Annotated in this window: 20 protein-coding genes; 11 read left to right on the top strand and 9 right to left on the bottom strand. The window is 34.7% G+C overall.

Translation table 11 applies throughout. The annotated features are described in order from the left end of the window. The 3 genes from DCO46_RS09250 to gdhA all read right to left on the bottom strand — a co-directional run. The coding region (locus tag DCO46_RS09250) for an acyltransferase family protein (RefSeq protein WP_165828892.1) at positions 1–542 on the bottom strand (542 nt) is incomplete at its 3' end. 22 nt (positions 543–564) lie between these two features. After that, positions 565–2,835: a T9SS type A sorting domain-containing protein gene (locus tag DCO46_RS09245; protein WP_116752269.1), complete on the bottom strand. Its 2,271-nt coding sequence runs from the start codon at positions 2,833–2,835 to the stop codon at positions 565–567. Positions 2,836–2,998: 163 nt separating this feature from the next. Continuing rightward, on the bottom strand, positions 2,999–4,342 hold the full coding sequence (gene gdhA / locus DCO46_RS09240) for an NADP-specific glutamate dehydrogenase (protein WP_116752268.1): 1,344 nt from the start codon (positions 4,340–4,342) through the stop codon (positions 2,999–3,001). A 324-nt stretch (positions 4,343–4,666) separates the two neighbouring features. Between gdhA and DCO46_RS09235 the strand changes: the two genes are divergently transcribed. Beyond that, positions 4,667–5,455, top strand: coding sequence for a THC0290_0291 family protein (locus DCO46_RS09235; RefSeq protein WP_116752267.1), 789 nt, complete (start codon positions 4,667–4,669; stop codon positions 5,453–5,455). A gap of 58 nt (positions 5,456–5,513) precedes the next feature. Here the strand turns inward: DCO46_RS09235 and DCO46_RS09230 are convergent, their stop codons facing one another. Then, positions 5,514–6,656: a cystathionine gamma-synthase gene (locus DCO46_RS09230; protein WP_116752266.1), complete on the bottom strand. Its 1,143-nt coding sequence runs from the start codon at positions 6,654–6,656 to the stop codon at positions 5,514–5,516. Between the two features lie 105 nt (positions 6,657–6,761). Between DCO46_RS09230 and DCO46_RS09225 the strand changes: the two genes are divergently transcribed. Beyond that, positions 6,762–7,505: a DUF3298 and DUF4163 domain-containing protein gene (locus DCO46_RS09225; RefSeq protein WP_116752265.1), complete on the top strand. Its 744-nt coding sequence runs from the start codon at positions 6,762–6,764 to the stop codon at positions 7,503–7,505. Between the two features lie 33 nt (positions 7,506–7,538). On the opposite strand, the gene DCO46_RS09220 is transcribed toward DCO46_RS09225, so the two are convergent. The 3 genes from DCO46_RS09220 to DCO46_RS09210 form a co-directional block, all read right to left on the bottom strand. Further along, a complete protein-coding gene (locus tag DCO46_RS09220; protein ID WP_116752264.1) occupies positions 7,539–8,678 on the bottom strand; it encodes an ATP-binding protein in 1,140 nt (379 codons plus the stop codon). A 100-nt stretch (positions 8,679–8,778) separates the two neighbouring features. Continuing rightward, the gene (locus DCO46_RS09215) at positions 8,779–9,534 is read right to left on the bottom strand and encodes an SDR family NAD(P)-dependent oxidoreductase (protein WP_116752263.1); all 756 of its coding nucleotides are present in this window, start codon (positions 9,532–9,534) and stop codon (positions 8,779–8,781) included. Positions 9,535–9,621: 87 nt separating this feature from the next. Continuing rightward, positions 9,622–10,497: an aldo/keto reductase family oxidoreductase gene (locus DCO46_RS09210; protein WP_116752262.1), complete on the bottom strand. Its 876-nt coding sequence runs from the start codon at positions 10,495–10,497 to the stop codon at positions 9,622–9,624. A gap of 223 nt (positions 10,498–10,720) precedes the next feature. Here DCO46_RS09210 and DCO46_RS09205 point away from each other — a divergent pair, with 223 nt between their 5' ends. The 8 genes from DCO46_RS09205 (at position 10,721) to DCO46_RS09170 (ending at position 19,983) form a co-directional block, all read left to right on the top strand. Continuing rightward, positions 10,721–11,725, top strand: a complete 1,005-nt coding sequence (locus DCO46_RS09205) for an AAA family ATPase (protein WP_115887541.1) — start codon at positions 10,721–10,723, stop codon at positions 11,723–11,725. Positions 11,726–11,805: 80 nt separating this feature from the next. Continuing rightward, the gene (locus tag DCO46_RS09200; protein ID WP_116752261.1) at positions 11,806–12,669 is read left to right on the top strand and encodes a DUF58 domain-containing protein; all 864 of its coding nucleotides are present in this window, start codon (positions 11,806–11,808) and stop codon (positions 12,667–12,669) included. A gap of 64 nt (positions 12,670–12,733) precedes the next feature. Continuing rightward, complete coding sequence (locus DCO46_RS09195; RefSeq protein WP_116752260.1) at positions 12,734–14,365, top strand: hypothetical protein; 1,632 nt, start codon at positions 12,734–12,736, stop codon at positions 14,363–14,365. Further along, complete coding sequence (locus DCO46_RS09190; RefSeq protein WP_116752259.1) at positions 14,365–15,366, top strand: vWA domain-containing protein; 1,002 nt, start codon at positions 14,365–14,367, stop codon at positions 15,364–15,366. The genes DCO46_RS09195 and DCO46_RS09190 overlap by 1 nt, the downstream gene beginning before the upstream one ends. A gap of 152 nt (positions 15,367–15,518) precedes the next feature. Further along, positions 15,519–16,553, top strand: a complete 1,035-nt coding sequence (locus DCO46_RS09185; RefSeq protein ID WP_116752258.1) for a vWA domain-containing protein — start codon at positions 15,519–15,521, stop codon at positions 16,551–16,553. 39 nt (positions 16,554–16,592) lie between these two features. Continuing rightward, positions 16,593–17,369 carry a tetratricopeptide repeat protein gene (locus tag DCO46_RS09180; RefSeq protein WP_116752273.1) on the top strand — a complete coding sequence of 259 codons (777 nt, stop codon included), beginning with the start codon at positions 16,593–16,595 and terminating at the stop codon, positions 17,367–17,369. A gap of 38 nt (positions 17,370–17,407) precedes the next feature. Further along, the gene (locus DCO46_RS09175) at positions 17,408–19,156 is read left to right on the top strand and encodes a BatD family protein (RefSeq protein WP_116752257.1); all 1,749 of its coding nucleotides are present in this window, start codon (positions 17,408–17,410) and stop codon (positions 19,154–19,156) included. 80 nt (positions 19,157–19,236) lie between these two features. After that, complete coding sequence (locus DCO46_RS09170; protein WP_116752256.1) at positions 19,237–19,983, top strand: tetratricopeptide repeat protein; 747 nt, start codon at positions 19,237–19,239, stop codon at positions 19,981–19,983. A 341-nt stretch (positions 19,984–20,324) separates the two neighbouring features. Here DCO46_RS09170 and DCO46_RS09165 read toward each other — a convergent pair whose 3' ends face one another. Together DCO46_RS09165 and DCO46_RS09160 are read right to left on the bottom strand one after the other, a co-directional pair. Continuing rightward, the gene (locus tag DCO46_RS09165; protein WP_116752255.1) at positions 20,325–20,894 is read right to left on the bottom strand and encodes a 5-formyltetrahydrofolate cyclo-ligase; all 570 of its coding nucleotides are present in this window, start codon (positions 20,892–20,894) and stop codon (positions 20,325–20,327) included. Beyond that, on the bottom strand, positions 20,881–21,864 hold the full coding sequence (locus tag DCO46_RS09160; RefSeq protein ID WP_116752254.1) for a succinylglutamate desuccinylase/aspartoacylase family protein: 984 nt from the start codon (positions 21,862–21,864) through the stop codon (positions 20,881–20,883). The genes DCO46_RS09165 and DCO46_RS09160 overlap by 14 nt, the downstream gene beginning before the upstream one ends. A gap of 137 nt (positions 21,865–22,001) precedes the next feature. Here DCO46_RS09160 and uvrC point away from each other — a divergent pair, with 137 nt between their 5' ends. Continuing rightward, entirely contained in the window at positions 22,002–23,795 is a 1,794-nt protein-coding gene (gene uvrC, locus DCO46_RS09155) for an excinuclease ABC subunit UvrC (RefSeq protein ID WP_116752272.1), read from the top strand. The last annotated feature ends 3 nt before the right edge of the window (positions 23,796–23,798 follow it).

The raw sequence follows: 23,798 nt of genomic DNA, 5'->3' as shown, positions 1-23,798 counted from the left end.
AATGACAAAATATAAAGACTAATAAGTACTATATATACTTTTTTTGTTTTTCTGATCAGATAAAATATAAGCGGTAAAACAAGATAAAAACCTTCTTCAATTTTTAAAGTCCACAGTGCTCCGTTTACAGCGCAAATCAGGTTGTTCTCAAACAGACCCGGCAGGCAGGGCTGCATAAAATTCATAAAAATTAGATTCCATCCTAAATATTGATACACATCAGGGGCTGAAAAATATTCTGAAAAGCTATAAGTACTAAAATAAGCAAAAACGACAACCGACAACAAAATAAGAACTATATAGGCTGGTAAAATTCTTTTGGCTCTTTTAATAAAATACGTTTTTAAGGAAGGAGTATTGACATAACTTTTTGCCACAAGAAAACCACTAATGACAAAAAACCCTTTAATACCGATAATTGCATTGGCAAAATAAGACAAGAAATAAAGGCTTTTATTCTCTGAAAGTTCACTAATGTGCGACAATAAAACATTTGCAGCAAAAAAGAACCTTAAAAAGTCAAAACAATTTTTATTATTCATAGTTGAACGGATAAGCATTGTATTACCTGACAATCATTACTTTCTTAACTTTTGTTTCGCCTCCATCCTGAGCAGAAATAAAAATCATATAAACTCCCGATGCTACTTTGTATTTCCCAAAAGCTGTTGTATCCCATTCTATTGTTCCGCCCTGCGAAGTCGTTTCATAAACAAGATTTCCTTCTATATCTGTAATTTTTATGTTTGCCTTATCTATTAAACCGGCCACTTTTACAGTTCCTCCATAATTAGGACGTAGCGGATTTGGATACACATATACATTATTCAGATCATCATTTGCAGCAGTAGAGGCTCCTTTGAATGAAATCAATCCTTTGTCTGTCGCAATAAAAACTTCTCCTGTTGCACTATTAATGTCAATGTCATTTATAGTATTACTTGGCAATGGTGAATTGTTTATGGTAAAATGATATTTGGTTTGCTGTCCATCGGGAGATACTAAAAACACTCCTGAATCTGCAGTTGCAATCCATTTGTTATTGGCTCCGTCTACGACAATATCTGTAATAAATTGTTCATACATTAATTCCTGGGCCAGACCGTCTTCAACAATAATAATTGATTTTGTTGTCGGTTGGCTATCGGTCTGAAAACTATTGACATTTGACAAAACCCTTAAGCCTTTTGTGGTCCCAATCCAAAGCTGATTGTTATTGTCAGGCGTTGCCACACGCGCATCTACAGAAGGAAGGTTACCCGCATCTGCACCCATTGTGATTTTCTTTAACACATTTCCCTTTTCATTAAACCCAACTATTCCATTATTAAAAGTTGCCATCCATTTTGTTCCATTCTTATCAATAGACATTCTTCCGAAAGGACAGCTTGGTATATTCATTATTATTGACTTTGTGGGATAAACCTGCCAGTCTCCATTTGGCTTAAGCACTTTTAAAGCGTTATCCACCAAACTATTATTCATCCATAAATTTCCGGCATTATCAAATACGGTTCCGTTTACCCAAACATCGTTTGTATTCGGAACTGCATCTAATGGACTATTTTCTGTACCATAAAGCAAAGTTGGAACGTCATTTTCTACTTTTAGTAACCCCGCATCGTAAGAACCTATATACACTTTATTTTGATTATTAGGATCTACAGCAATACGGACTAATGATTTTGCGCCCAAAACTTCTTCGTAAGGAATATTTGTCCATTGTGACTGACTAAATTTACTTATTCCGTAATTGTCTTTCGGGTATGGATTATAAACTCCTGAATAGTCTCCAAAAACAGTCCAAAGTGAATTTGTGGTAGCCTGAAGTGCAAAAACACTATTTCTTAAAGGTCCGGCCGGCGTACTGTTCTCAAACGTTGAAACTGATGCAAGACCTGAAGAAAACATTCCGTTTTCCTTTGTTCCGATAAAAATCAAATCACCAATCGCAGTTGCAGCTGTAAAACTCAGTTTATCATCCAAAACCTGAGTATTACTAATCTGACGGTTTAGAATCATCTGATTATTATAGATAAAAATGGTATTTGGCGTGGTCACAATCAAATTGTTATTTCTTGCGCGCATGTCTGTTGAAGGCTGCGGAAGCTGTATAAGACCAATAAATACATTTGAATTATACCGATGAATATAACCGGAGGAATTTATAGCTATTAATTCTGCACCTAATGTTTCAACACTTGACCAGTCGCCCGAATTTACCAAACTCCATTGACTGAAGTCAACTAAATTGGCATTGGCAATATCTGCTTTTCTGATTCCGCCTGAAGTTGCAGCGTAAATAAATCCGTTAAAAAAAGCGGTTTGTTTTATACTTATTTCTGCTCCGTTATCACCTATAAAATAAGTATCGCCAAATTGTGCTGTTTTTAAATTAAACTGCACGATTCCAAAATCACAAGAGACATAAACTAAATCGTTATACTCCATAAAATGATTGATTTTCTTGAGATTTGGCGCTAACTGTTTGTTAATGATATCTACTTTTTTTACAATACTTCCATCGCTTTCATTAATAATTATTAATAAACCGTTCTCATACCCAACTAAGGTTTTTTTAGATTTTTCGCTATAATAAAGTGCAGAAATGGTTTGCCCCGAAAGACCATCAATAGTGGTAGTTGTTTTTAAGATATTGGTAGCTGTATTTTTAGAAAACAATGCGTTTTCTGAAGCGGCAAAAACGGTTGTTGAGCTTTCTGAAATATCTTTTATTTCATTAAAAGAAAAATATCCCTGCCAGGACAGTGCATTCTGAGCAAAACTCAATTGCGCGAGCAATAAAAACAAAATATAGAAAAATCCTTTCTTCATTATAAATATGTTCAGATAGACAAATATACTACAAACGCCAGTATTTGAATTTTGTTCTCTTAAATAAATAATTGGATAAAATTCTCTTCTTTCCTTCATTGCATAAAATAAAAAAGCCTTCTATTCGGGATGAATGAAGGCTTTCTTTATTTTTTTGCAAAAATTACACTACACCCTGAGCGAGCATGGCGTCTGCAACTTTAACGAATCCGGCGATGTTTGCACCTTTAACGTAGTTTACATATCCATCTTCATCTGCACCGTATTTTTTACATTGGTTGTGAATTCCAACCATGATATCCTTTAATCTCAAGTCTACTTCTTCACTTGTCCAGTTAAGACGGATTGAGTTTTGGGTCATTTCTAATCCGGATGCTGCAACCCCTCCGGCATTGGCCGCTTTTCCGGGAGCAAATAATACTTTATTATCTAAGAAAAGTTTAATTGCATCTAATGTAGAAGGCATATTTGCAGCTTCAGTTACACACAATACACCATTATCAATTAGTTTTTTAGCATCTTCTCCGTTTAATTCATTTTGAGTAGCACATGGTATAGCAATATCAACTTTTACTTCCCAAGGGCTTTTTCCTTTATGAAAAACAGCATTTGGATATTTCTCTAAATATCTTTCTGCTCTGTTATCTCCGGTAGCTCTCATTTCGACCATATAATCGATTTTCTCACCAGAAATTCCTTCTTCGTCATAAATATATCCGTCAGGTCCAGAAATAGTAACTACTTTACCGCCAAGTTCGTTGATTTTTAAAGCAACACCCCAGGCAACGTTTCCAAATCCGGAAATGGCAACTCTTTTACCTTTAATATCATGTCCGATTGTACGCAACATTTGATCTGTAAAATATACAACTCCGTATCCTGTAGCTTCAGGACGTATTAATGAACCTCCGTAAGCCAAACCTTTACCGGTTAAAACTCCTGTAAATTCATTTCTGATTCTTTTGTACTGACCAAATAAATAACCAATTTCTCTGGCACCAACACCGATATCTCCGGCAGGTACGTCTAAGTCTGGTCCGATATGGCGGCATAATTCGGTCATGAATGACTGGCAGAAACGCATAATTTCAGCATCAGATTTCCCTTCAGGATCAAAATCAGAACCTCCTTTTCCACCTCCCATAGGAAGTGTTGTCAAACTATTTTTAAAAACCTGTTCAAAAGCTAAAAATTTCAATACAGATAAATTTACTGTATGGTGAAACCTGATTCCGCCTTTGTAAGGGCCTATTGCAGAGTTCATTTGAATTCTAAAACCTCTGTTTACAATTATTTCTCCTTTATCATCTACCCATGGAACTCTGAAAATTATTGAACGTTCCGGCTCAGCAATTCTAAGAAGTAAGTTTTTTCCATCATACTTTTTTCTCTCGGCAATAAATGGAATCACCGTTTCTGCAAATTCTCTAACGGCTTGAAGAAATTCTGGCTCGTTTGGATTTTTTGACTCAACAAGAGCCATAAATTCATTTATTTTTTGTTCCATTTTTTAAATAAATTATTCTAGTAAATTATTTTATTTTCACTCTTATAAACTCAGAAAATACGTTTAAGAAAACGTTTTCGTTTTGACACACAAAGATATGCTAAAATGATATCGGAATGTTATTTTTTTTCGTTTTCCTGACCGATTTGTATATTTTTCAAACAATCGGAAAAATAGTATTTTACACTTCTGAAATTACATCTAAACAACCGAATTAAAGTTAACAAATTAAGTATTTTGATACTTATTTTCTAATACGTTAATTTTAAATTTTGAATCGTATATGTTTTTTATATATTTGCCAAGATTTGAAAGCCCAAACTCATGTTTAAACCTATAGTACTCACATTATTCGCCTTGTTCGGAATCTCAACAACTACAAGTGCCCAATCTATTGCACACGAAGTAGGAATAATATTCGGCCCGTCTGTTTTTCAATCTGATTACGGCGAAAGACACGATTTCGAAACCAATATTGGAAACAAAGGATTTGGTGCCGGAGTTGTTCACTTTATTAACTTTTCTGCAAATAACAACCGCGACCGTTTTTTTTCTGAACATTTTAAAGTAAGATCTGAATTATCATTTAATAAAACGGAATTTAAGCATTACGGAATGTACGTCGACAGAAATCCCCCTAAGTTATCTACACTTCAACTTTTGGGAATGAAAGGGAGTACAACTTTAGTAAACGTTGGATCGCAGTTAGAATTTTCATTCATAAAAATACATGACTTCGAAAACAGTGTAGGCAGTTTTAGTCCTTATTTAAGTTTAGGATTTCAGGCAAGTTATTATTCAACAAAAGTGGGATCCTCTTTGGGGCCTTTAGGAATTTCTGACCATACCTACTTTAAGTACTTAACCCCTTCTGACGGACATAGATACGGATTTTCTACAGAACATGGTTTGGTTTTATCAGTCGTAACTGGTGTAGGAGTACATTATAAATTAACAAAAATGAGTGATTTAATGCTTGATGTCCGTTATCAGGGATTTGCTTCTGACTGGATTGATGGTATTAATATCAATAAAGATATTTATAAAGAAAATAAATCAAATGATTCACAAGTTTTATTAAACGTTGGTTACATATTTTACCTTGAATTCTAGATTTATAGTTTACATATAATTAAAAACCCCAATTCTTTCGAATTGGGGTTTTATTTTTTTATGCCAGTGCCTGTTCTAAATCGGCTATTAAATCTTCTGCATCTTCAATACCAACACTTAAGCGAACTAAGTCATCTGTGATACCCACTTCGGCTCTTTTATCTGCCGGAATAGACGCGTGCGTCATTAAAGCAGGATGATTCGCCAGAGACTCTACTCCTCCTAATGATTCTGCCAAAGTAAAAACTTTTAGCTTTTCTAAAAAAGCAATTGCGTCTTCCTTTTTACCTGAAGTAAAAGTGAAAGACACCATTCCTCCAAAAGCTTTCATTTGTTTTTTTGCAATTTCATGAAAAGGATGATTTGGCAATCCAGGATAATAAATTGTTTTTATTTTAGGGTGGTTACTTAAATACTCCACAATTTTTTCTCCGTTTTCACAATGTCTCTGAACTCTTAAAGAAAGCGTTTTAATTCCTCTCAAAACCAAAAAACTATCCATTGGTCCAAGTGTTGCACCGGTTGCAAACTGCTGAAAATGTAATTGTTCTCCCAAAGCCTCGTCTTTTACGATCAAAGCTCCTGCAATAACATCAGAATGCCCTCCTAAATATTTTGTAGCAGAATGCATTACAATGTCTGCACCCAGATCCAAAGGTTTTTGTAGATAAGGTGTAGCAAAAGTATTATCTACAGCAAACCAGATTTTTTTCTCTTTGGTAATTTTTGCAATTTCCTGTATATCGGCCAGTTTCATTAATGGGTTTGTTGGAGTTTCAACCCAGATTAATTTTGTATTTTCATTAATTAATGATTTCAGTTTAGCGATATCTGTCATATCAACAAAATGAAATTTAATTCCTGAATCTTTATAAACTCTTGAAAACATTCTGTATGTTCCGCCGTATAAATCGTCCATTGCAATTACTTCGTCTCCTGCTTTAAAAGATCTCAGGATACAATCTGTTGCTGCCAGACCAGATGAAAAAGCTAATCCGCGGGTACCATTTTCAATACTTGCTAAAGCATTTTCTAACGCTGTACGCGTAGGATTTGAAGCACGGCTATATTCATAATCACCCAAAGGCTTCCCCGGACTTGTCTGAATATATGTAGAAGTTTGATATACCGGAGGCATAACCGCCCCTGTAGTTGGATCATGATGCTGACCGCCATGTATTACTTTTGTATCGAATTTCATATTGTTTATATTTTAAAAATCGTAATTTTAGATTACAAATTTACCGTTTAATTTATTTTTCCTGCCTTTATACCTCATCTTTTAATATAATTAACACTTTCAGTCATGAAACCACATATATTTTTAGTCTCTTTATTTTTGACATGTATAAGCTGTAATAAAGAGCTTTCATTTGAAAATGAAACATTTGACAAAAAAACCTCTTTAGGCTGTAATAAAGATTGCCCGGAAATTTCTATTGATATCCCGATAGCAAAACAAAAAGGGATTACATCTGACAGCATCAATAAAAAAATCTTTTCTGTGATAAAAGATATTGTTTATTTTGGAGAAAAACCATTGAAATCTATTGATTACGATCTATTGGCATCATCATTTATTGATTCTTATGAAGAAATGCATAAAAAATTTCCGAGTGAAACTTTTGGCTGGGAAGCCAAAATTATTGGAAATATAGAATTTCAATCCGATCAGATTTTAAATATAAAAATTGACCATTATACTTTTACCGGAGGGGCTCACGGTTATCAGGGTTTTCGTTCGCTATTATTCGATCCGAAGACAGGAAAAGTAATTTTTAACGACCAGATTTTCAAAAATCCAAAAGAATTCAAGGCTTTCGTCGAAAAAGAATTCAGAATTAAATATGAAATTCCCGAAAAAGAAAACATAAATGCAACCGGGTTAATGTTTGAAAATGATAAATTTCAATTGCCGCAGAATATTTTTTATACCGATGAAGGACTGCTTTTGTATTATAACGCATACGAAGCTGCTTCGTACGCTGACGGTCCGAAAGAAATTCTGTTCCCTTACGAGAAAATCAGCAGCTATTTATTGTATCAATAATTCCGGTTTAACCTTTAGCACGGCAGTGCGCGTCTACGGTACATCATATTTCATTTTTCTCAAAATACGCAACGCTTCCTTAAACGATAAATATACCTGCCCGAAAGGTTTTAAAAGCAATTTAGAATCTATTAATTTTTGTTTGGCATCATCAAATCCGTTCAGATAACAAATCATAAAAGTAGAAGGAAGGTTTTCTAAGTCTGTCATTTCACGTTCAGAAAGTGCAAACCCTTTTTGGAGTTTCTGAAGTAATGCTATATTTGAATTGTAGATATGAAATAACATCCTTTTATTAAATTCAGGTGGCTGAAAAAGGATTTTACGGTCAATTTTATAATAACCGTTATCAAAAAACCGAATGGTCTGCTCTTCCAGAGGATAATAACTTGTTTTATCATTGAGTCCCAGCGGAACATATTCTGTTATTATAAAACTATCGTCATCGTATACAATTGTAACTACATCCTGAGCCGAATAAAAAAGTTTAATCTGCTCATTGATTAATTCAATATCAACACGGGATAAGAACGTTTTATCTCTTGATTTTTTAGGAACTCCAGCCCAGCAAATCACAAATAACTCTTTAAAAACATGGTATTTTGGCGACATGTCTTTGTGCCGGAAATTCATAAAATCAATAACGCCGTCGAGTGTATACTGAATACTGTTTCGGGAACTGTTTTCAATTCCGATAACGGTTTCCGTATTCTGATAATTCTTTTCAAATTCACCTTCTACGGGAATAGAATTACTGCCGCGTCTCACAAAAACACTATTGGCGAGAATGGTATGAATTCCTTTTTTAAAATAAGAGACTTTATTTTTGGGTTTTATAGTAACGAGTCCGATTACTTTGTCTTTTGGAAGATTCGGAAACGGAACATTTTCATACTGGATTTTTGGCGGATTTTCTAAAAAAGCATTTACCAGGTTCTGAATCCGGCTGTCATCAAAGAAATCATCGCCCACAATTTCGTTATCCTGGTCTTCTACCCCAACAACGATATACGAATTATTGGTTGGATTTGAGTTTGACAATGCGCAGATGTGTTTCAGAAATTTTCCTTTTCCTTCGCGGGTATGCAGATTCAACTGTCTTTTTTTATCATAAAAACTGCTCTCGTCGTTATGGGCAAGCAGGTTTTTTATTAAAAGGCGTTTGTTGATCATACTACGAGTTTATTTGCCACGAATTACACTAATTTACACTAATTTAATCTATTAAACCTTAAAAATAAAAAAAGACGCACTAGTGTGCGCCTTTTTTATTTTAAATATTTTTCTTTACAATTGTCGACGATGCCTGCGCCGTACTCATGACAACCAAATCGGCTATATTTACATGGTAAGGCCTTGTCACTACAAAATGAATAATATCTGCAATATCTTCTGCCTGCAACGGATCGAAACCTTTGTACACATTTGAGGCTCTGTCTGCATCACCTTTAAAACGTACTTCGCTAAATTCTGTTGCCACCATTCCGGGATGAATGGCACCCACTCTGATTCCGAAAGGATTTAAGTCAATTCGCATTCCTGCCGTAATCGCATCTACAGCGTGTTTTGTTCCACAATACACATTCCCGTTTGGATAAACTTCTTTTGCAGCGGTTGATCCGATATTAATAATATGCCCGGATTCTTTTGCTGTCATCTTCGGAATTATCGCTTTAGAAACATACAAAAGTCCTTTCACATTAATATCAATCATGGCATCCCAATCTTCTAAATCTCCGGTCTGAATCGGATCTAAACCATGTGCGTTTCCTGCATTATTGATTAAAACATCAATATTTGAAAATTCTTCAGGCAATGAATTAATACCTTCAAAAACATCATGTTTATCACGAACATCAAAACACAAAGTATGCACTTCTGTAAAGGCAGAAAGTTCTTTTTTGAGTTCATTAAGACGATCAGAACGTCTTCCGCAAATAATAACTTTAAAATTATTTTGGGCTAATATTTGAGCAGTGGCTTTACCGATTCCGCTTGTAGCTCCGGTTATTAAAACTGTTTTTTTCATTATTATTATTTTATTTTTTTGTCACAGATTAAATAATTCTGATTTTTAATTTCTAGTAATCATTTAATCCGTGGCTACTATTTTTATTTAAGCAACATCGTCACCCATACTTTCTGTCCAGATGGCAAACCAGTCTTCTTTATCCATTTCTAATTCTACAGCTTTCATTAATGACTGAATTCTGGCGATATTGACTGTTCCCGCAATAGGAATAACTTTCGCCGGATGTTTTAAAATCCATGAAAGTAAAAGTGTATCGGAACCAAAATGGTATTTTTCGACCAAAGTAGAAAGTAATTTTTTCAGACGTCGTGTTTTCTTGGTATCTTCTCTAAAAACTGTCCCAAGCGGATTCCATGATAACGGTCTGATTCCGTGTGTCTGCATATAATCCAGGCTTCCGTCAATCATTGGTTCAAAATGTGTTGCAGAAAATTGCACCTGATTATAACTTACTTCTGTTTTGCTTCGAATTAATTCGGTTTGAGAACTGGTAAAATTAGAAAGTCCAAAATCAATAATTTTCCCTTCCGATTTTAATTTCTCAACCGCCTCCGCAATTTCGTCTGCCTGCATCAACGGGCTTGGCCTGTGCAATAAAAAGACATCAACATAATCTGTTTTTAATTTTTTTAATGATTCTTCAACCGACCAGACAATATATTCTTTAGAATATTCGTAATGTTTAATTTTGTTTTCAGGGCGTTTTTCAGCAATCATCTGAATTCCGCATTTGGTAATTAACTGTAATTTTTCGCGATCAATTTTACTGGCATGAAATGCTTTTCCGAAATCGGCTTCAGTGGTATAAGATCCGTAAATATCGGCGTGATCAAAAGTGGTGATTTTATTTTCGATACAGACTTGTATCGTGTGTTCCATTTCTTTTGGTGTAAGATTTTTATCCCAGACACCCCAATTCATAGTGCCCGAAATTATAGGCGATAATGCTGTTTTGCTCATGGTAGTATTATGTTATTTTTGGTATAAATTATGCTTTTCTGAAACATAATCACCAAAGTTCTTAAAAATATAAAAATAGATTCACAATTCGTCCTTAAAATTAGGCCATTGGTCGAAGTTTTAACCATTCTTTAACATCTTACTTCTCAAAAAATATTCAATTTGCACTCTCAAAAGTTTGGCTTAAAAATCAACGTTTCAAAAAGGTTTTAAAAATATTTATATGGAAGAAAATACAACGACTTTAGACATAAGAGCGATTAATGAAAAAATTGAGAGAGAAAGCGCTTTTATAGACCTTCTTACAATGGAAATGAACAAAGTTATTGTGGGCCAGAAACACATGGTCGAACGTTTATTAATCGGGCTTTTAGGACAAGGACACATCTTACTGGAAGGAGTTCCGGGACTGGCCAAAACTTTAGCAATAAATACTTTATCACAGGCGGTACAGGGGTCGTTCAGCCGTATTCAGTTTACGCCCGACTTATTACCTGCCGATGTTATCGGAACAATGATTTATAACATCAAGGCAAATGAATTCTCAATAAAAAAAGGGCCTGTTTTTGCCAACTTCGTACTTGCCGATGAGATTAACCGTGCTCCTGCAAAAGTACAATCTGCCCTTTTGGAGGCGATGCAGGAAAAACAGGTTACGATTGGTGACACTACATTCAAATTAGATCGTCCGTTTTTGGTACTGGCAACTCAAAATCCTGTTGAGCAGGAAGGTACATACCAGCTACCTGAAGCTCAGGTCGATCGTTTTATGCTAAAAACAGTTATCGATTATCCAAAAATTGATGAAGAACGTTTTGTAATCCGTCAAAACCTGAAAGGAAGTTACGAAAAAGTAAATCCGGTTGTTTCGGTTGAACAAATTTTGCGTGCGCAGGAAGCTGTCCGCGAAGTTTACATGGACGAAAAAATTGAAAAATATATCTTAGATATCATCTTTGCTACCCGTTATCCGGAAAAATACAAACTTGCAGACTTAAAACCTCTTATCAGTTTTGGAGCATCACCGCGTGGAAGTATCAATTTGGCAAATGCTGCAAAATGTTACGCTTTCATCAAACGTCGTGGATATGTAATTCCAGAAGATGTCCGCGCAGTTGTACATGATGTGTTACGACACAGAATTGGGATAACCTATGAGGCTGAAGCCGAAAACATTACTTCTGTAGACATTATCAACAAAATCGTAAACGAGATTGAAGTACCTTAAAAATTTGTTTCAGGTTTCAGGTTTCAGGTTGTTGCAAGACTAACCTGAAACTTTTAAACTTTAAACTTTAAACAAATAAAATGGATACAAAAGAGCTTTTAAAAAAAGTACGAAAAATAGAAATCAAAACCAAAAGACTCAGCAATCATATCTTTTCGGGAGAATATCATTCTTCTTTTAAAGGACGGGGTATGACATTTAGCGAAGTGCGCCAATACCAATATGGTGATGATATTCGTAACATTGACTGGAATGTAACGGCTCGCTACAATGAAGCTCACGTAAAAGTTTTTGAAGAAGAACGCGAGCTGACCATGGTTTTAATGGTTGACATTTCGGGTTCTGAAAGTTTTGGTTCGAAAAATCAGTTTAAAAAAGACATTGTGACCGAAATTGCGGCAACAATGGCTTTTTCGGCTACACAAAATAATGACAAAATTGGTCTGATCTTATTTTCTGACAATGTCGAGTTATACATTCCGCCAAAAAAAGGGCGTTCCCACGTTTTGAGAATCATTCGCGAATTGATCGAGTTTGAACCAAAAAGCCAAAAAACAGATATTGCCCAGGCTCTAAAGTTTTTATCGGGAACCCAAAAGAAGAAAGCTATTGTTTTTATGATTTCCGATTTTATGTCTGAGAATTATGAGCAAACGCTTAAAATTGCTTCTAAGAAACATGACCTTACGGGTGTACGTGTGTATGATATTCGCGAAGAAAAAATTCCAAATTTAGGAATGGTAACCATGCTTGATGCCGAAACCGGAAAAACACAATTGGTTGATACGGGGTCAAAAACAGTGCGAATGAATTATGAGAAACATTATCAGGATAGACTAAATTATTTTAAAGATACATTTCGTAAATCAGGAGCAGGAATTGTCAACACCAGAGTTGACGAAAATTATGTAACCAAACTATTAGGCTATTTCAAATCACGATAAAAATCTGGCAATTTTGATTAACAAATCAAAAATCGTTAATCTAAAATCAACAATCGTTAATCAAATGAAATTTAAACTTTATATATTTTTATTTCTCTTTTCTACTATAGTTTTTGCCCAGCAGAAACAAGTAGAAACCAGTATTGATACCACAAAAAATAAAATTGGGGCCGAGTTTAAGTTAACGCTTAAAACAGTCGTAAGTTCAAAATCAAAAGTAGTTTTCCCTAATCCGAAAACTATCGGATCATTGGAAGTTATTCAATCTTACCCTATTGATACGGTTAAGAAAAATGACACGTATGAACTAATCAAAAAATATGGATTAACTCAATTTGATTCGGGAAGATATACAATTCCATCCATCAAAATTTTAATCGATAAAAAACCTTTTTTATCAGATTCCCTTAAAGTTGAAGTTGCCAATATAAAAGTAGATACTTTACAGCAGAAAATGTATGACATTAAAGACATCACTACTGTTGAAAGCGGTATTGGTAACTGGTGGAAATATGTTTTAGCAATAGTACTGATCGTCGGTATTGGTGTTTTTGTTTACTGGTATGTCAAAAAAAACCAGAAGAAAAAAATCGAAGAAGAAGTTTATAAAACACCTATTGAAAAAGCAACAAGTTTGCTAAACAATCTGGAAAAAAAAGAACTTTGGCAAAAAGGCGAAATAAAAGAATATTACAGTGAATTAACTGATATTGCAAGAAATTATATTGAAGAAGCAATTCATATTCCAGCGATGGAAAGCACTACTTCTGAGTTGATTCAGGCAATCAGAACTGCTACCAGCAAAAAGAAAATGGCGCTTACTCCGGAAATTGTGGAGAATTTAGAGCGTGTTTTGCGTCAGGCGGATTTAGTAAAATTTGCAAAATCTAAACCTTTGGATTTCGAAATTACCGAAGACCGAAACAAAATCCAGAAAGTAATCTTAACGTTTGATAACGCAATTCCAACGGAAGTTCCAAATGAAGAAGACGAATTACTAAATGAAGCCCAGAGACAAAAACAAATCAAACTTCAATTGCTGAAAAAACGAAACAAACGTATTGCAATTGCGGTTGGAACTGTTTTCCTTTTATTATTAGGAACAACAGCTTTTTTTGTTATCACTAAAGGTTTCAGCTACGTTAAAGACAATATTATCGGTCATCCGACAAAAGAATTATTAGAAGGGGAATGGGTTAAAAGCGAATACGGAAATCCTGGTATTTTAATTGAAACTCCAAAAGTATTGAAACGTATGGACACTCAAAAAGCGTTACCAAAAGAAGCTATGGCTTTGATTAAGGAGATGCAGCTTTTTGCTTATGGAAGTATGATTGATAACTTTTATATCGCAGTTTCTACCAGTAAATTCAAAAATCCTGTCGAAATAGATTTGGCAAAAGCATTAGAAGGTTCATTAAAAATTATTGAATCACAGGGTGGTCAGAATTTAATTGTAAAACAAGAAGATTTTCAGACGAATGAAGGTGTTCAGGGGCTAAAAGGTTATGGAACAATGACAATTTTAAACCCTGTTAATAAAACAAGTACAAAAGCTTACTATGAAATTCTGCTTTTTAAACAAGATCAGGGATTACAACAAATCATAGTCCTGCACGAAGAAGGTGATACTTATGCAAATGATATCACAACCCGTGTTTTAAATTCTGTTGAACTTAGAAAAGCAAGTAACTAATGAGTAAAATAACTTTTTTAAATCCGGAATTTTTCTGGTTGTTTCTGTTAATTCCAATTGCAATCATTTGGTTTTTACTAAAACGCAACCAGCAGTCGGCTACCTTAAAAATGAGTTCTACGCAGGGTTTTAAAAATAGTGAATCACTACTTGTAAAACTAAAACCATGCTTATACGTTTTTAGGGTTATTGCTTTATCTTCTTTAATCATTGCACTGGCAAGACCAAGAACTGTTGATATCAGCAATCAGACAAAAACGACAAAGGGAATTGATATTGTTATGGCAATTGACGTTTCGGGAAGTATGCTGGCAAAAGATTTAAAGCCAAACCGTATGGAAGCTTTAAAAAGAGTAGCAGCCGATTTCGTCGAAGAAAGACCAAATGACAGAATAGGATTGGTTTTGTACGCTTCTGAAGCTTATACCAAAACACCGGTTACAAGCGACAAAGCAATTATTTTAGAAGCGATTAAAGGAATTAAATACGATACAACACTACAGGACGGAACCGGAATTGGAATGGGACTGGCAACTGCGGTAAATCGTTTAAAAGATAGTAAAGCAAAAAGCCGTGTAATTATATTACTTACTGATGGTGTCAACAATGCCGGTTTTATCGAACCGGAAACGGCTGCCGATATTGCAAAACAATACGGAATAAAAGTCTACACAATTGGTCTGGGAAGTAACGGAATGGCAGAATCGCCATACGCATATGCGCCAAACGGAGGATTTTTATTTAAAATGCAAAAAGTAGAAATCGACGAGCAATTAATGAAAAGCATTGCCCGCAAAACCGATGGAACTTATTTCAGAGCAACCAGCAATGACAGGCTGGCTCAGATATATAATTCGATTAACAAATTAGAAACAACTGAAATCCAGGAGCTAAAATTCTACGATTACGACGAAAAATACAGAAGTTTTGTTTTACTCGCAGCGTTTTTATTATTGCTGGAAGTGGGTTTAAGAAACACCGTTTACAGAAGCTTTATTTAATTTTTTCAAAATTAAAAAATTCCAAATTTTAAATTCCAAACTCCAAGTTGAAATTTAGAATTTAAAATTTGGGACTTAATTCAGTATTAAAGCAAAAAGTTGGAAGTTGGAATTTATCCCCGCAATGATGGGATTGGAATTTTAAAAATTATATGGAATTAGACGAAAAAAAATATTTATACCTTTTATTCTTACTCCCAATGTTGGTGTGTGTTTTCCTTTTCAATATGTATTGGAAAAGAAAAAAACAACGTGAATTTGGTGATCTCGAAATGGTAAAAAGACTGAGCCCTGACCGTTCTGTTTTTAAACCCGTGTTAAAAATATCGGTAATCCTTCTTGCTCTTGCCTGCTTAATTATTGGGTTAGTAAACCCGAAAATTGGTACTAAAATGGAAACCGTAAAACGTGAAGGTATAGATATCGTTTTTGCTGTTGACGTTTCAAAAAGTATGCTCGCCGAAGACGTGGCACCAAGTCGTTTAGAAAAAAGTAAACAGCTTGTATCGCAAATTATCAATCAGTTGGGAAGTGACAGGATCGGAATTGTAGCCTATGCAGGCAGTGCTTTTCCTGTTTTACCAATCACAACAGATTACAGCGTTGCCAAAATGTTTCTGCAAAGTATGACTCCGGATATGGTTTCATCTCAGGGAACTTCGCTTGACGAAGCGATCAGGCTGTCTTCTACTTATTTTGATGAAAAAAGTAAAACCAGCAAATTATTAATCCTGATTTCTGACGGGGAAGATCATTCTGAAGGCGCTTCTGCAGCTGCAGAAGAAGCCAATAAACTTGGAATGAAAATCATTACTATCGGGATTGGAACTGAAAAAGGAGGAACAATTCCGTTAAAAGAAAATGGTATTGTAAAAAATTACCAAAAAGACCAAAACGGCGAAACAGTAATTACCAAACTAAATCAGGAAGGATTAAAAACTATTGCGAAAGCGACCAAAGGCGGTTATGTATATGGCGGCAATACAAAGGAAGTTTTAGAGTATGTGAAAAATGCATTAAACAACATCCAGAAAACAGAATTTGAAGCGACACAAATGGCCGATTTTCAATCACAGTTTCAGTGGTTTATTGGTTTTGCATTTCTGCTACTGTTTTTGGATATTTTCCTTTTGGAAAGAAAAACAAACTGGATAAAAGAGTTGAATTTATTTAACGAAAAGAAATAATTGTTCCAAAATTCAAGGACAAAAATTAAAAAAATTAGAATGAAAAATTTACTTCTTTATATTTTACTAACGGTTTCTCTGGCGGTTTCTGCCCAGGAGAAAGACAAGACATTGCCTAGTGCCAATGAAGAATATAAGCAGAATAAATTTGTTGATGCTGAGGCCAATTACAGAATTTCAGAATCTAAATTTCCAAAACGCGGTATTGCTTCTTATAATTTAGGGAATACAATTTACAGGCAAAATCAGGCTTCAGAAGCCAAACTGGCTTACGCGAAAGCAATAAAAAATGCCAAAACGAGACCTGACAAACACAAAGCTTTCCACAATCTTGGAAATGTCTTTATGAAAGAGAAAGATTATACGCAGGCGGTTGAAGCATACAAGCAAGCGTTACGCAATGATCCCACAGATGATGAAACCCGTTACAATTATGCTTACGCAAAACAAAAACTAAAAGAGAATCCTCCGAAAAACGATAAAAACAAAGACAAAAATAAAGATAAGGACAAGGATAAAAATAAAGACAAAGACAAGGACAAGGACAAAGATAAAAACAAGGACAAGGACAAGGATAAAGATAAAAAAGACGACAAAGGCGATAAAGACAAGGATAAAAAAGATGGTAAAAACGATCCGAAGAAAGATGATAAATCAGACAATAACGGACAGCCAAAACCTATGCCGGGAGGAATACCAAAAGATCGTGTTCAGAATTTATTAGATGCCGTAAATAACGAGGAAAAGAAAGTTCAGGATAAAGTTAACGCCCAAAAAGTAAAAGGAAATCCTAGAAAAACAGAAAAAGACTGGTAGTTTTTAGTTAAACCCTTTAAAAAACGATTAAACAATTAATGAAAAGATATTTAATTTTATTACTATTCACTTTTCAAGGGCTTTTGGCTCAAGTTCAATTTGAAGCCAAAGTAAGCAAAAACACGCTTGGCCTAAATGAAAGGCTTCGAATTGACTTTATCATGAATGTTGATGGAGACAATTTCGACCAGCCTTCATTTGACGGATTCAGAGTTGTTGCCGGACCAAGCCAACAGGTAAGTCAATCCTGGATAAACGGAAGAAGCTCTTTTCAAAAAATATATTCTTATATCTTACAACCGGCTCAAAAAGGAACGGTTATCATCAAACAGGCCTCGATTGAATTTAATGGGCAGGTATATAAAACCTCACCTATAAAAATCGTTGTTACAAATGCAGTTGCGCAGGAAAGAGACCCTAATGACAGACCTCAGGGATCCGGAAGTGAAACGCTGAATCTTGTGGCGGAAATTTCTAAAACCAATCCGTACCTGAATGAACCTATTACAGTGGTTTATAAATTATATTTCAATAATATTGGTGTTACCGGTTTTAAAGAATTGGCAAAACCAAAATACAATGATTTCTGGAACCAAAATATTGACATTAAACAATTGACGATTGAAGAAGGAAGTTATCAGGGTCAAAGATGTTATTTTGTAGTTCTGAAAAAGACTATTTTATATCCGCAGAAATCCGGAAAACTTACTATTGAACCACTTTCATTAGACATTGGTGTTCAATTGCCAACAAATCGTCGTGATATGTTTGGTCAGATGATTCTTTCTGATGACAATAAAATTGTTTCTGCAGGAGCTAAAACAATCAATGTAAGACCACTTCCTGAATCAGGCAAACCGGAAGATTTTAGCGGTGCTGTTGGTAAATTCACTTTTACTGTAACACCAACCAAAACAACTCTGAAAAATGGTGAAAGCCTGGATCTTGTGGTAAGTGCTACCGGTGCCGGAAACATGAAATTATTTACTTTACCAAAACCTGTTGTACCAAATGCATTAGAAATGTACGATCCGGTTCATGATGAAAAAGTAACCACTTCACTGGCAGGAATGTCCGGAAGAATATCAGATAAATATACGATCATTCCGCAGTATAAAGGAAAATATGCTATTAAACCAATGCAGTTTTCTTATTTTGATCTGAATACCGGTTCTTATAAAACGATTACATCTCAGGAAATCATGATCGATGTATTAGACGGGCCAATGCAGGCTGAGGCTAATACCACAGCAAACGCATCCAAAAATGTAATTTCAAAAACAGAACAATTCAAATATGTTAAGTTAAAAACAACATTGGTAAGTATAGACAAAAACGATTTTTACGGATCTGATCTTTATTATGCCTTGTTGTTTGCACCTTTTATAATTCTGCCGATCATTATTTTGGCTAAAAAGAAAAAAGAAGCAATAGACGGTGACGTAACAGGCAACAGAATTAAAATGAATAACAAATTGGCGAAGAAATATTTATCTGAAGCCAAAAAACAAATTAATAACAAAGAACCGTTTTATATCGCTCTGGAAAAAGCAATGCACAATTTCCTAAAAGCAAAATTACATATTGAAACCTCCGAAATGAGTAAAGACAATATCAGGGAATTGCTTTTATCAAGAAACGCAAATCCGGAAGCTGTACAAAGTTTTATTACACTGACAGAAAACTGTGAATTTGCCCGATATGCTCCGGCATCAAGCGCGTCTATCCAGCAGGATTATAATAAAGCTGTTGTAATCATTTCTGAATTAGAAAAACAAATTGTTTAATTTTTTTAACCGCAAAGCTCGCTAAATTGATTTAGATTGCGATTTAAGTTCGCAAAGTTGAAAATTTATTACACAAGAAAATGAAAAATATATTATATCTCTTTCTGTTAATCTCTCAGGTTTTCTTTGCTCAGAACAGCTTTGAAAAAGGAAATACTTTGTATAAAAACGGAGAATATCAGCAAGCTATTGATGTTTATGAAGGCATTATAAAAGAAGACAAACAACAGTCGGCAGAATTGTATTTTAATCTGGGCAACAGTTATTATAAATTGAATAAAGTTGCGCCTTCTATTTACAATTATGAGAAAGCTCTGGTTTTAAAGCCGCATGACCCCGAAACATTGAATAATCTGAAATTTGCCAAAAAGCTAACAATTGATGAAATAAAAGAAGTCCCGAAAGTGGGTTTTGCAAAGCTGATTCAGAACTTTACGGGAATTTTTGATTACAATACCTGGGCAAAAATTTCTGTTGCCATTGGTTTTGTTTTTTTACTGTGTTTTATTGGCTATTATTTCTCACAGCTTACACTTTCAAAAAGAATCTATTTTATCGGAATGTTTTTTCTTCTGGTTGCGTTACTTTTAAGTGTCGCCGCCGCAATGACTGAAAAAGATCATTTTGATAATGATCGCCCGGCGATTGTTTTTTCTGAAATAAGCGAAGTCCGAAGCGAACCACAAAAAGCAGGATCTCCTATTTTCTTATTGCATGAAGGAGCAAAAGTCTATGTCAAAGAAACTTTGCTGAACTGGAAAAAAATAGAATTAACAGACGGAACAGAAGGCTGGATTGATTCTTCTACAATTAAAGAAGTAAAATAACAATTCTTTAAATTTCTAAATAAAAAAAATCCCAAATTCCAATTGAAACACAGTTAGGATTTGGGATTTCTTCTTTCTTATAATTTTCTTTAATTCTTTTTACTTCATCAAAGTTTGTTATTCTAAAGGAACAAAGAATCTTCGTTGCAAAATCGACAAAGAAAGAATTATATTGTGGAACTAGTTACTAAGATCCCTCGTTCCTCAGAATGAAAAGTTTTAGCTTATTTAACGTTAAGTATTTGTTCTTTCTTAGACTTTCTTTTAAAATGATATAATTAAATTTTAATTCAATTTAAATCAAAACTTAAATTAGCTTATATCACTTATATGGTTAAAACCTAAAAAGTGTAGGTTTTTAAAGGCGTGACGCAATAATCTAATTTTACATCAGATTCAAAGACATCTTCAATCTGATTTTCGGACTCGAAGAACGAAAGTCCAATTTTTAGTGTTTCAGGTTTACATTCAGACAGGAATTTATCATAAAATCCTTTTCCGTAGCCAACACGGTTTCCTAAACTGTCAAAAGCCAGAAGCGGCACAAAAACAACTTCTATCATTTCCGGCGCAACGGGCAAACCGTTTACAGGTTCAGGAATATTATATTCGTTTTTTTTTATTTTAGTATTATCCGTTAATAAAAAATGAGACATTCCGCGGGTTTGAAAATCACTTTTAGAAACCACAATTTCTTTGTCTTTTCCAGAAAGCAAATGCAAAATATATTCTGTATTTACTTCTTTCTGTTCTTCAATCGGAAGAAAAACATGATAATAGGTTTTATCCCAAATTGGCAACTGAATCAAATTATTGGCAATTGCCAGACTTTTTTCTTCGATTGCATCAGTCGAAAATTCTTTTCTGAATCCTTTATATTCTAATCGTAATTCTTTTTTATTCTTCGGCATCTTCTTCTGGGGAATTTTTAGAAATGTGATAAATCGCGTCACCTTCATACACTATTGGCGAATGATTGGCATTAATCACAAACCCATCGTGAGGTGCTTTTACTTTTTGTTCAAATTTACCAAACGGATCGGTTATGATGGCCAGGATTGTTCCTTTGGTTACAAATTTACTTATCATATTAAAATCATGCAGCAAACCGGAACATTTGGCACGCAGCCAAACTGAATTTTTAATATAGATGGAAGGTTCTTTTGCTTCTTCGACAACCTGATTGGGATCCAGCATATTTAGATAATTCAGTAAACGCTTCACTCCCATCACGCCTTCATTGGCAATTTCATTATTAATGTCTAATGATTTACCACCTTCAAAAAGCAGCATTTTTACATTTGCTTTCTCAGAAGTATTTCTAAAAGACCCGCTGATATTTTTAGAATACAAAGTAAAAGGCGCATTAAAAACATCTGCCAAAATTTTCAGTTCCGGGTTATTTTCTGTGATTCGAATTTGTGGCGCATTAAAACGGCTTGCCCCTCCGGCATGAAAATCGACCGCATAATCTAAAATCGGTAAAATTTCTGCCACTATATGAAATGCAAAACGACTCGCCAGCGAACCTTTTTTACTTCCGGGAAAAACACGGTTTAAATCTCTACCATCAGGAAATTCACGTGACTTATTTACAAATCCATAAATATTGATAATCGGAATACAAATAATAGTTCCGCGGGTTGGTCTGTTTATTTTTTTGCTAATAACCTGACGTACAATCTCAATTCCGTTTATTTCATCTCCGTGAATACCGGCTGAGAATAAAACTACCGGGCCGTCAAGTTTTGAACGGCGCACAATAACCGGAATATTAAGCTTTGTGGTTGTATGTAACCTGGCAATTTCAACGTTTATTGTTCTATGTTCTCCTGGCAAAATCGACTCGCCAAAAATAATCATGGGTTTGTTATTTTTCATATAGAATTATAAAATCTAAATATAGAAATTATTCTTTTGATTTCGTAAATTTGGAACTAAATCACTGTCAGGCAAATTATCAAAATCGGAATGGTTTTTGAAAAATGTTTTTCAGCTATCTTCAGAAACAAAACAGAATGTCAAAACCGTCTTTAGATCTTCAAATTCAAACCTTGCCCGACAATCCCGGCGTGTATCAGTATTACGATAAAGACGATAAAATATTATATGTCGGAAAGGCAAAAAACTTAAAAAAAAGAGTTTCTTCCTATTTTAATAAAATTCACGATACCCGAAAAACAAATGTTCTGGTTAGGAAAATCGTAACCATAAAACATATTGTCGTTCCGACGGAAACCGATGCTCTTTTATTAGAAAACAATTTAATCAAAACTTTACAGCCGCGCTACAATGTATTGTTGCGTGACGACAAAAGTTATCCCTGGATCTGTATCAAAAAAGAGCCTTTTTCGAGAATATTTTTGACACGAAGAATGGTCAAAGATGGCTCTGAATATTATGGCCCGTACACCAATTTCAAAATGGTGTATACTATTCTTGATTTAATTAAAGAATTATATCCATTGCGAACCTGCAATTACGATTTAAGTGAGTCTAATATCAATGCCGGAAAATTTAAAGTCTGTCTGGAATATCATATCGGAAATTGCAAAGGCCCGTGTGAAGGTCTGGAATCTCTGGAAGATTATCAGAGACAAGTTGACGCTATCCGCGAAATTCTGAAAGGAAATTTTAAGGAGAGTATGAAAGATTTCAAACGTTTAATGACAAACTATGCACAGGATTTACGTTTTGAAGAAGCTCAGAAAATCAAAGAAAAAATTGATATTCTCGAAAATTATCAGTCGAGATCCACTATTGTAAATCCTAAAATAACCAATATTGACGTCTTTTCGATTGTGTCTGACGAAAGTGCCGCTTATGTCAACTTTCTTCAGATTTCACACGGATCGATTATTCGTTCGCATACTTTAGAAATAAAAAAGAAACTGGACGAAAGCGACGAAGAGTTGCTCGAGCTTGCTATAATTGAACTTCGTGAACGTTTTCAGTTATTGTCTAAAGAAATCATTGTGCCGTTTGAAATCAATTTAGGTGAAAACATCAGGGTAACAGTTCCACAACATGGAGATAAAAAACAGATTTTGGACCTGTCCATCAGAAATGCAAAATTCTACAGAATTGAGCAGCTCAAACAATTACAGATTGTAGATCCGGATCGCCATACCAACCGAATCATGGCACAAATGCAGAAAGATTTACGTCTTCCTGTAGAACCCCGTCATATAGAATGTTTCGATAACTCCAATATTCAGGGAACAAATCCTGTTGCGGCCTGTGTTGTTTTTAAAGATGGTAAGCCCAGCAAAAAAGATTATCGCCATTTTAATGTAAAAACGGTTGAAGGCCCGGACGATTTTGCTTCGATGACCGAAATCGTAGGCCGCCGCTACAAAAGATTATTAGAAGAAAACGAACCTTTGCCGCAATTGATTATTATTGATGGTGGAAAAGGACAGCTTTCTGCTGCCCTAAAAAGCATAGACGAACTCGGATTGCGTGGTAAAATTGCTATTATTGGAATCGCAAAACGCCTCGAAGAACTTTTTTATCCCGGAGATTCTATTCCGCTTTATTTAGATAAAAAATCGGAAACGCTAAAAGTAATCCAGCAGTTGCGAAATGAGGCGCACCGTTTTGGAATTACTTTTCATCGCAACAAACGAAGCAAAGCGGCACTTAATTCTTCGGTAGAAAGTATTCCGGGAATTGGAGAAAAAACAATGCTTACATTAATACAACATTTTAAAAGTGTTAAGAGATTAAAATTGGCTACAGAAAAAGAAATTTCGGATGTTGTAGGAGTATCAAAAGCCAAAAAAATTGTCGACTTTTACAAAACCAATTAGTAC

Source organism: Flavobacterium sp. HTF (genome assembly GCF_003105115.1).
GTDB lineage: Bacteria > Bacteroidota > Bacteroidia > Flavobacteriales > Flavobacteriaceae > Flavobacterium.
Note: the sequence above shows the minus strand (reverse complement) of the source record. Positions and strands in the feature narration are given on the sequence as shown.

Excerpts from the sequence above, each read along its gene's own strand:
- DCO46_RS09245 (WP_116752269.1), bottom strand. The coding sequence starts at position 2,835 with ATGAAGAAAGGATTTTTCTATATTTTGTTTTTATTGCTCGCGCAATTG.
- gdhA (WP_116752268.1), bottom strand. The coding sequence starts at position 4,342 with ATGGAACAAAAAATAAATGAATTTATGGCTCTTGTTGAGTCAAAAAAT.
- DCO46_RS09235 (WP_116752267.1), top strand. The coding sequence starts at position 4,667 with ATGTTTAAACCTATAGTACTCACATTATTCGCCTTGTTCGGAATCTCA.
- DCO46_RS09230 (WP_116752266.1), bottom strand. The coding sequence starts at position 6,656 with ATGAAATTCGATACAAAAGTAATACATGGCGGTCAGCATCATGATCCA.
- DCO46_RS09225 (WP_116752265.1), top strand. The coding sequence starts at position 6,762 with ATGAAACCACATATATTTTTAGTCTCTTTATTTTTGACATGTATAAGC.
- DCO46_RS09220 (WP_116752264.1), bottom strand. The coding sequence starts at position 8,678 with ATGATCAACAAACGCCTTTTAATAAAAAACCTGCTTGCCCATAACGAC.
- DCO46_RS09215 (WP_116752263.1), bottom strand. The coding sequence starts at position 9,534 with ATGAAAAAAACAGTTTTAATAACCGGAGCTACAAGCGGAATCGGTAAA.
- DCO46_RS09210 (WP_116752262.1), bottom strand. The coding sequence starts at position 10,497 with ATGAGCAAAACAGCATTATCGCCTATAATTTCGGGCACTATGAATTGG.
- DCO46_RS09205 (WP_115887541.1), top strand. The coding sequence starts at position 10,721 with ATGGAAGAAAATACAACGACTTTAGACATAAGAGCGATTAATGAAAAA.
- DCO46_RS09200 (WP_116752261.1), top strand. The coding sequence starts at position 11,806 with ATGGATACAAAAGAGCTTTTAAAAAAAGTACGAAAAATAGAAATCAAA.
- DCO46_RS09195 (WP_116752260.1), top strand. The coding sequence starts at position 12,734 with ATGAAATTTAAACTTTATATATTTTTATTTCTCTTTTCTACTATAGTT.
- DCO46_RS09190 (WP_116752259.1), top strand. The coding sequence starts at position 14,365 with ATGAGTAAAATAACTTTTTTAAATCCGGAATTTTTCTGGTTGTTTCTG.
- DCO46_RS09185 (WP_116752258.1), top strand. The coding sequence starts at position 15,519 with ATGGAATTAGACGAAAAAAAATATTTATACCTTTTATTCTTACTCCCA.
- DCO46_RS09180 (WP_116752273.1), top strand. The coding sequence starts at position 16,593 with ATGAAAAATTTACTTCTTTATATTTTACTAACGGTTTCTCTGGCGGTT.
- DCO46_RS09175 (WP_116752257.1), top strand. The coding sequence starts at position 17,408 with ATGAAAAGATATTTAATTTTATTACTATTCACTTTTCAAGGGCTTTTG.
- DCO46_RS09170 (WP_116752256.1), top strand. The coding sequence starts at position 19,237 with ATGAAAAATATATTATATCTCTTTCTGTTAATCTCTCAGGTTTTCTTT.
- DCO46_RS09165 (WP_116752255.1), bottom strand. The coding sequence starts at position 20,894 with ATGCCGAAGAATAAAAAAGAATTACGATTAGAATATAAAGGATTCAGA.
- DCO46_RS09160 (WP_116752254.1), bottom strand. The coding sequence starts at position 21,864 with ATGAAAAATAACAAACCCATGATTATTTTTGGCGAGTCGATTTTGCCA.
- uvrC (WP_116752272.1), top strand. The coding sequence starts at position 22,002 with ATGTCAAAACCGTCTTTAGATCTTCAAATTCAAACCTTGCCCGACAAT.